Annotated in this window: 8 protein-coding genes; 1 reads left to right on the top strand and 7 read right to left on the bottom strand. The window is 45.8% G+C overall.

Features of this window, described 5'->3' with window-relative positions:
- From ACWA6V_RS11530 to ACWA6V_RS11500, 7 genes are all read right to left on the bottom strand, one after another.
- On the bottom strand, positions 1-1,668 hold a 1,668-nt coding region (locus ACWA6V_RS11530), incomplete at its 3' end, for a chemotaxis protein CheA (protein ID WP_449522621.1).
- A 71-nt stretch (positions 1,669-1,739) separates the two neighbouring features.
- Positions 1,740-2,105 carry a response regulator gene (locus tag ACWA6V_RS11525; RefSeq protein WP_394982126.1) on the bottom strand — a complete coding sequence of 122 codons (366 nt, stop codon included), beginning with the start codon at positions 2,103-2,105 and terminating at the stop codon, positions 1,740-1,742.
- A 36-nt stretch (positions 2,106-2,141) separates the two neighbouring features.
- Entirely contained in the window at positions 2,142-3,851 is a 1,710-nt protein-coding gene (locus tag ACWA6V_RS11520) for a SpoIIE family protein phosphatase (protein WP_449522623.1), read from the bottom strand.
- Positions 3,852-3,856: 5 nt separating this feature from the next.
- A complete protein-coding gene (locus ACWA6V_RS11515) occupies positions 3,857-4,141 on the bottom strand; it encodes an STAS domain-containing protein (protein WP_449522620.1) in 285 nt (94 codons plus the stop codon).
- Positions 4,142-4,191: 50 nt separating this feature from the next.
- Entirely contained in the window at positions 4,192-4,470 is a 279-nt protein-coding gene (locus ACWA6V_RS11510; protein WP_449522619.1) for an STAS domain-containing protein, read from the bottom strand.
- Between the two features lie 20 nt (positions 4,471-4,490).
- Positions 4,491-5,144, bottom strand: coding sequence for a methyl-accepting chemotaxis protein (locus ACWA6V_RS11505; RefSeq protein WP_449522622.1), 654 nt, complete (start codon positions 5,142-5,144; stop codon positions 4,491-4,493).
- Positions 5,145-5,949: 805 nt separating this feature from the next.
- Positions 5,950-7,470, bottom strand: a complete 1,521-nt coding sequence (locus tag ACWA6V_RS11500) for a fumarate hydratase (RefSeq protein ID WP_449522618.1) — start codon at positions 7,468-7,470, stop codon at positions 5,950-5,952.
- 154 nt (positions 7,471-7,624) lie between these two features.
- Here ACWA6V_RS11500 and ACWA6V_RS11495 point away from each other — a divergent pair.
- Positions 7,625-9,462, top strand: a 1,838-nt coding sequence (locus tag ACWA6V_RS11495; RefSeq protein WP_449522617.1) for a methyl-accepting chemotaxis protein, incomplete at its 3' end; no start/stop codon positions are given.

Here is a 9,462-nt window from a genome sequence, read left to right as displayed (position 1 = left end):
CAGAGTTTTAATATCCTTCGCGGCCGGTTGCATGGATTCAACGATATGCACCAGCGGTATGATGAAGGTTTGCTCGCCCACTGAAACACACATGCCATCAACGATAGCGAGGGTTAAGGGTAGATGAATGGTAAAGGTGGCGCCCTGCCCGGCGCGGGATTCAATATCAATGCGGCCACCTAAACTTTGCACATTACGTTTTACAACATCCATCCCAACTCCGCGCCCGGAGACATCAGTAACTGTTGCTGCAGTGGAAAAACCCGGCGAAAAAATTAATTGCCATACTTCTTCATCTTTAGGGTTATCACTCACACTAATATTATTCTCGCGCGCCTTTTCCAAAATTCGCTCGCGATTCAATCCACCTCCATCATCACTGATGCTGATCACGATATTGCCACCTTGTTGTGCTGCACGCAGAACCACAGTACCAGTAGGATTTTTTCCGCGCTCGCGGCGCTTCTCAGCCGATTCGATGCCGTGATCAATACTGTTGCGTACCAAGTGCGTTAATGGATCGACTAATTTTTCAGTCAACCCCTTATCCAATTCGGTTTCTCCGCCTTCGATAATTAAATCGATTTGTTTCCCCAGCTTGCTCGACAAATCGCGTACAACACGCGGAAAACGGTTAAACACAAAGGATACCGGCAACATTCGAATAGACATTACTGCCTCTTGAATCTCCCGCGTGTTGCGCTCAAGCTCATTGGCCACCGCTTGAAATTTTTCCGCCATTGGCCCTTCCAAACTTTTCCCTAGCAAGCTCATCATGGATTGTGTAATAACAATTTCGCCGACCAAATTGATAAGCTGGTCAACTTTGCTAACATCCACCCGAATAGAAGAGCTCTCCACAATGACTGTTTCACCACTTTTTACTTTTGGTGGCGATGCAGCAGAAGCTTTTTCTATCGATGGGATAAGCTGAACGGAATCTATTGGGCTTGCTGGAGCAGACTCATCCGTCGCCAGTGACGGGATCATCGGTGCAAGTATTGGGGACGTGGTTGAAGATGCTGGATCCTCAAAAAAACCAAAATAATCATTAATTGCCTGACCAGGAGAAGGGATGGATGCGGAAGCAGATTCAGGTACTGGAAAATCCTCAAAAAAACCGAAAGATTCATCTTTCAAAGGTGCCACTTGCTCTGGGCCAGATTTCACCGGCTCATCAAAGAACCCATAACTCTCCTCTTTTACTTCAGTTTCAATGGCATTGAAAAAGCCATAGCTCTCCTGGTTGCCATTTTCTGTTTCGGCGATACTTGATACATTACCTGCGGTAACCAACTCCAGTTTTTTTGTTAGTTCATACACTCCAGCCCAATTTAATTCATCACCCGTGCGATAACAGCGCAAAATTTCTTTTAGCTGATCAACAGAACTTAAAAACAAATCCACCATCTCTGTCGTAATCGCCATTTTCCCCTGACGAATTTTATCGAGCAGACTTTCCATAATATGCGTCACACTCGCCAGCGCATCAAAACCAAAAATGCCGCTCCCCCCCTTAATGGAATGAGCTGCACGAAAAATGCTATTCAGCATTTCACTATCGGGATTAGTCACGTCCAGCTCAAGTAATAGCTGCTCCATCTCATCGAGGTGTTCCTGGCTCTCCTCGAAGAAAACGGCATGGAATTGTTTCATGTCAATCGACATTTCTCACATCCTTCGCAATACCAATATCAAAACTGCAGGGGCGCCGCTTGCTGCTCCCCTGCATAATAGAATTAACCCATAACCTTTTTGGCAATCTCCAACAATTTGGTTGGATCAAATGGCTTGACCATCCAACCGGTAGCCCCTGCTGCGCGCCCCTGCGCTTTCATTGCATCGCTAGCTTCTGTTGTGAGCATCACAATCGGCGTGCGCGTGTGCGCAGGCAATCCACGCAATGATTTAATTAGAGTGAGACCGTCCATATTCGGCATATTTTGGTCAGTCAATACAAAATCGTAGGTTTTGGTTTTGCATAAATTAAATGCCTCCAAACCGTCTTTAGCGGCAGTCACTGTGTAACCTGCAGATTTGAGTGTGGCTTCTACCATTTGCCGCACTGAGACTGAATCATCCACAATTAATACATGCTTACTCATAACAATTACCTTGTGAGCTAAATATAACAACATCCATCATGACGAACCGATTATGGCTTTAATGAAATTACCGGGAGGATATATTTCAACGCTTTGTGCCAGATTACGAATCAACGTCAATCCACGACCAGAAAACGCTAAATCATGTGTACCCTTTGTGCTACAAAAGTTATAGCCGTTACCACTATCGCGTACACTAACCTCGAGACTGGGGCGATCTTCACCTTCCTGCCATGTGAGATGCAACTCAATAAAATCTAAATCAGTTAGTTGGGAAAGTCGCTTTTCTCGCTCATCAAAATAATGACTGAAACCACCCTCCGCATCTTTTATCGACGAATCCAACTTCAATATTCCGTGATCAATTGCGTTGCTTACCATTTCACTGACAACAAGAAAAACAATCTGACAGAAAACTTGATTAATGCCCAAATAATGTAAAAACTTATTGCACAATGGAGGAATTTCACAGGTCGCAATCTTCCTTCCTGAAATTTTTACACTCCATGAAAAGTCACCAATATCTTCCTGTACAAAACCATGACCAATGCTATCGCGCAGCTGTTGTTCGCAGCTGGCAAATATCGTTTCCGGCTCCAGCATGCAGATAGACACATCATCTTTATATTGATCTCGCCCGGTATAATTTCTTAACGCTTCAATCAATACCGACTGCAAATTTTCATCCTGCATTTTTACCAGTTCAGCCACTCGTGCAGATGAAAACGGATTACCTGTATCATTCACCTCTTCAATTAACCCGTCGCTATACGCAACAATGGTTCCTTGCCCGGGAAAATCGCAAGTAATAACATTCGCATCAAACATATCCTCCTCTAGAATTCCCAAAGCCATATGCTGGGAGCGAAAAGCTTGCAACACTTCACCTTGATGCACCCAATAGGCTGTCGGCATACCGCCATTCCACACATCAATTTCTTTCCGCTCCTGATGCAGCTGAATCAGTATCGCGGCAACAAATCGATCTTGCGGGGTGTCACGAATTAGTTTTTTATTGATTTCAGTCACTATGGGTTCAATATGGAAAGCTTTAGCGACCATGCTATTAAAAATGGATACGACAGGCATGACAGTAATAGCAGCAGACAAACCATGCCCGGTAGCATCTGCCAACAAAAAATAAAGATCCCCACCTGGTGAAACCTTGGCTAATGCGATATCACCACTAAAGGATGAAGACGATTTTAACCACATGGATACGCCATTAATGCTTTCACTATTTTGGCGTAACAAATATTCATAGGTAAATTTTGCAATGGATTCTTCACGCTCGGCCTCGCGCTTGAAGCGTTCCAACTCGGCATTCTGCTGACTGATAAGCCGCTGCATAGCTACCGAATTAATTAATGCACTTACCTTTAATGCCAGAAGTGACAAATTGACGGGTTTAATAATGTAGTCCGCCACCCCGCTAGCAAAACAATTCTCTAGAAAAATGGCATCTTCATTGCCACTGATCATAATGACGGGCGGGCGCTGAAGTGAGGTATGGCTATTGATATTGGACAATAATTCCAAACCGTTGCCGTCAGTCAATTGATAATCCAATAAAATCAGATCGACCTCTGTACCCGCTTTTAATATCTCCATTGCAGCAGCAACACTGTAGGCGGAGTGAGTATCAAAGCCTTTATTTTTCAAAAACTGGCAGAAGAGCTCATTGAGGAACTCGTCGTCATCGACGACCAATATATAACGCTGCGATGAATTCGGGTGGCCATTCATGATGATCAAATGTACTCAAAAATCCTTTGCATATTTGCCATCGTCAGTATTTGCGCTGTAGCCCCCTTGGCACCTTGAATCATCATTTTCTTATTTGCAGCAGCAGCGCGCCGCTGCCACATCAGCATCATTCCGAGTGCCGCACTGTCTAAATATTCAACACGGCTAAAATCAAACACGATCCCATCTATCGCAGTATCGTCTATGTACTCTGCACACTGCCGCTGGAACTCTTTGTGGTAGCCATAATCAAATTGATTAGGTAATAGCATCTTTGCATGATTGCTCATAATCCAATCCATCTAGTCGCATTCAATTAATTTACCCAATTACTATTCACTTAACTGATATCAATAATTTTTTGTAGATTGGCTAACTGCAAAATTTCTTTCGGCGCCGTTTTTAAATTGATCATCACTAGTTTTGACTGCCGCGCTTGAGCTTTTTTTTGCGACATAACCAATAAACCTATACCTGCACTATCAATGTATTCCAGTTCAATACAGTCCAAAGTAATTGTTCCGGCATTATTCAGCGCCTCAGTAATTTTTGCATTAAACTCGATACTTGACGAATAATCGAAACGCTTAGGCATTCTAATGGTGGATGTATAGGTCATAAAATTCTCCGCAGCTTATTCTAAAAAAAATCTATTGAGCCGCTTTCTACCGAGCTGGCAGATACCGGGTTATGTTTTTGGCGAGCACTGGCTTCTTTATAACGGGTTAGCTCGTCTATTAGACGTGAAAAATTATTGTGTGGCGCCGTTAATGACGTGGCAATAGGAACTAGTTCTTCTAACCGCTGAATTGTGTGACGTATATTTTGGGTGGACATATCTTCAAATTGTAGTGCACGCATTGCATTATGTAATGCGTTCACTAACTGCACGACCAATTGCTCCATATCTTGCGTAATATCCTGATCTTTATCTGCTTTTTTTATTAGGTTGTCACTAACACCTTGCATCTCCGCTTTGGCCTGCAGGACATAGGTCATATCTTGCGAGGCAACCTCACCTACAGTATTGGTAAGATCATCGATTGCAGCCGCTATACCGCGCAACTGCTTTTGAATTTCAAGACTAAAACCTGCCGAGCGATTAGAAAGCGCGCGCACCTCATCGGCGACTACCGCAAAGCCACGCCCTGCCTCACCTGCACGTGCAGCTTCTATTGCGGCATTTAATGCCAACAGATTGGTTTGCGCTGCAATCTGGTCAATATCTTTAAGGGCTTTAAGTACATCCGGCATTTGGTCGGCAATCGCACCTACTTTTTCAACCAGCTCCATGGAAGACGCACTCATATTTACTGTGGTATCGACGAATTGGTTAAGCAAGTTGTAAGTGTTTTCCGCAAACAAACTCATGCGCGACGAAATGGATTCGTTACTTTTATCGTCGCCTGCTTCGTATAAAAGACGCTGAACACCCACCTGTTGCTCTTCCAACAATTCTTTAATTTTTTGAAAAGCATCAGCGAGGGTACTAACGGCATCAGACTGAATGCCAATTTGTGCAACGAGATTGCTCATGCTTTCCTGCACGACTTCATTGATAACCACACTGGTTTCGCTCAGTGCGGCGGGCGCGGAGATGGATGCAGCGAATTGATCCTGAACAACGTTGGACGATTTATTATTAATAGCCGACAGCAAGCTATACCCCAATACTGCAGAAACAAATATCGGGCCAGCCAGCGGATGAAGATAGATGCCCAACAAGCACCCACCCAACAAGGCAATGGCTATCAGCCAAAGAGATTTCACCTGCATAAGTGCATCCAACTCCATTTATTCCATGGCAAATAGTACTTGCTGATCACCAAAAGAATGACTGGGATCAAAACAGGATCATTTAAAAGTAGCAGGTTTATTTCAGGTTGCGTTGTTTGCCAAAGCTTTGACGGTATTTTTATATAATCGCGGTAAAACTTTTAATGCAGATCAAGGAAATGATAAATAGAAACACTGATTAGTAATTTTTTTATCGCGATTTCCTATTAAAATTTATTTTTAGAAATAAAAAAGCCGGCATTTATTCATTGCCGGCTTTTGTTAGAACGAAATCCATTACATCGGATTACACAATTACTCCTTATTGCACCTGGACAACACCTTCTTCAATTTTTGCTTTCCAGATTTGCGGGCCAGTGTTGTGCACTGATTCGCCGCGTGAATCTACCGCGACAGTCACCGGCATATCTTTGACGTCAAATTCATAAATCGCTTCCATTCCCAACTCCGGGAAACCCAAGACTTTGGCGGATTTAATGGCTTGTGCAACCAAATAAGCAGCGCCACCAACGGCCATCAAATACACGGATTTGTTATCGCGAATCGCTTCAATCGCCGCCGGGCCACGTTCCGATTTACCGATCATGCCGAGCAGACCGGTTTGCTCAAGCATAGTGCGGGTGAATTTATCCATGCGGGTTGCGGTAGTTGGGCCAGCTGGGCCAACCACTTCGTCGCGGATTGGGTCAACCGGGCCGACGTAATAAATGAAGCGACCTTTCATACTCACCGGCAACTCTTCACCTTTGGCGAGCATATCGGTCATTTTCTTGTGTGCGGCATCGCGACCGGTGAGCATTTTGCCGGAGAGCAATACGGTTTCACCGGTTTTCCAGTCCAACACATCTTCGGGTTTCAATGTGTCGAGATTTACTCGACGAACACTGTCGCCCACATCCCAACTGATTTCCGGATAATCTTCCAACGCTGGAGGAGTTTGTAAGGCTGGACCTGAACCATCCAATACAAAATGCGCGTGGCGAGTCGCGGCGCAGTTGGGGATGATGGCGACCGCCTTGTTCGCGGCGTGGGTTGGATAATCTTTTATTTTCACATCGAGCACGGTAGTCAAACCACCCAAACCTTGGGCACCAATACCCAGGCGATTTACTTTGTCGTACAACTCGATGCGCAATTCTTCGTAATGATCTTTTGCACCGCGCGCTTGCAACTCTTGAATATCAACCGGATCGAGCAGCGCTTCTTTTGCAAGCAGCATGGCTTTTTCCGCCGTGCCACCAATACCAATCCCAAGCATGCCTGGTGGGCACCAGCCAGCGCCCATCTCGGGGACCACTTTAAGCACCCAATCCACCACAGAATCAGATGGGTTCAGCATTGCAAATTTAGTTTTTGCTTCAGATCCACCGCCTTTGGCCGCTACATGTACATCAACAGTATTGCCGGGGACTATGTTGTAGTGAATAACGGCAGGCGTATTATCGCCGGTGTTTTTGCGCGCACCGTCGGGATCGGCGAGGATCGATGCACGCAATACGTTATCGGGATTCATGTAAGCACGGCGTACACCTTCGTTGACCATATCGGTGAGACTCATTTGCGCATCCCACTGTACATCCATACCCACGGTGACAAATACGGTGACGATACCTGTGTCCTGGCAAATCGGACGATGCCCCATGGCACACATGCGCGAGTTAATCAGGATTTGCGCCATCGCATCTTTAGCGGCTTTGCTTTGCTCGCGCTCGTAGGCTTGGTGCACAGCCTGGATGAAATCAACGGGGTGGTAGTAGGAGATAAATTGCAGCGCATCAGCGACGCTGTCGATCAGATCTTGCTGGCGAATCACGGTTGGCATAATGGACTTCTCGATGGTTAGGTCGTTAAGCGGAACAGGTAAAAAGTGGCGGCAATTCTACACCATGCCGACGGATTATTTCGCCAGATTGCGTGCAAACAGGCGACAACCAGCTAGGCTGAAATAAGCGACGCCATCAAGGAATCAAATGGTTATGAACTCTCTTTCACTGCGTTTTAAACTCAGCCTCAGCATTGCATTTATCCTCGCCTTTAGCATGGGCAGCTTAAGTTTTGTCGCTTGGCGCTCTATGTCCAAAAGTGCGGAAACCTCAATCAAACACAGTGCCAGCTCAATGCAGGAGACCATTGATGGCAGGCTGCGCGATATCGCTCAAGCCAGCGCTCTGGAGACCAGCACCCTGCTGAACCGCAGCGCCGACATATCACAACATCTGGCCGCCATTCTTAGCAGCACGGCAGTTGGCGCAAGCGCACCCAACTACTCGCGCGCTCAGGTAAAACAACTTACCTATGACCTATTGCTCTCCTCCCCCTCAATTTCGGCCATCTACGCCCAATTTGAGCCGAACGGCTACGACGGGCGCGACGCTGAATTTATCGGCGATAAACTCTACAGCTCAGAAATAGGGAGCGTTGGAATTTACTGGGTGAAGGAGAACAACCAAGTTAACTTCAGCCAAGTTGACTATGCATCCCAAACGGATACCAGCTTGGATGAAAATGGACAGCGCAATTCCGAGTGGTATTTATGCAGCAAAGACAGCTTAAAAACCTGTTTGCTGGAGCCCTATCTGGATGAGATTAATCCGGGCAACTTTATGCTCATGACCTCCGTGGTTGCGCCGGTAAATGCAAACAAAGAATTTCGCGGAGTAGCTGGCATCGACATCAACTTGCCCGTTCTGCAAGAGCGTTTACTTGCACAAGCTCAATCACTTTATTCAGGCAAAACCAGCATGTACCTGCTGAGTTCAAAAAATTTGGTGCTCGCGAGCAACCAGCACCCTGAACTGTTGGGTAAACCACTTGAATCGGGCGACAAAACCCTCGCCAACGCAATAACACAAAGCAGCCAAAATCAATTCGTGTTCAACGACAATATTATTACTATCGCGCCTATCAAAGTAGACGCAGTACAAAACCAGTGGAAGATGGTGATAGTAACCCCGCGCGCAATCGCGTATGAGGTTGTCGATGAACTGTCCACGTCGCTGCAAGCAAGCAGCATTAGCACAGCAACCAATATGATTAGCCTCGCCATTGTTTTGCTTATTGTTTTTGTAGCGATTGTCTCTCTCTGGATTAAAACGTCGACCCAACCCATTCTGCGCATGAGTGCAATGATGCGCGAGCTCGCCAGTTCCGATGGCGACTTGACCCGTAAATTAATTCCCTCCAAGGACAAAGAATTAATTGATATGGCCGATGGCTTCAACAGTTTTACCGAAAAACTGCGCGCGATGATTTTGGCTATCAAACGCGACTCAGAAGAACTCAAACAACAATGCAACAATTTAACCGGCACATCAAAAAATACCCGCTCTGCAACAGAAGTGCAGGTTGAACAAATTCAAAATATTATGACAGCGATTCATCAAATGTCTGCCACCGCAAACGAAGTAGCGAAGCTAGCAAGCAACACCTCTACTGATTCGGAAAGCTCTGTCAGAGCGATTACTAATGCGCGAGACTTATTCCAACGTACAGTGGAAGAATTTAAAGGGGTTGCAACCGACTTCTCCAACTCCAGCCAAAAAATTCAATTGGTGGCTGAAAGCAGCAACAAAATCAGCGGCATTACCGACGTGATCCAAGGTATAGCGGCGCAAACCAATTTACTTGCACTCAACGCAGCCATTGAAGCGGCACGCGCGGGTGAGCAAGGCCGGGGGTTTGCAGTGGTTGCCGATGAAGTGCGCTCGCTGGCCGCACGCACCCAAAAATCCACCGAAGAAATTAAACATTTGATTCAAGCGTTGCAGCAACAAGTCGATCAAACGGTTGTGCAAATCAATCAGAACACCCAGCG

It is taken from the genome of Cellvibrio sp. (assembly GCF_053579595.1).
Note: the sequence above shows the minus strand (reverse complement) of the source record. Positions and strands in the feature narration are given on the sequence as shown.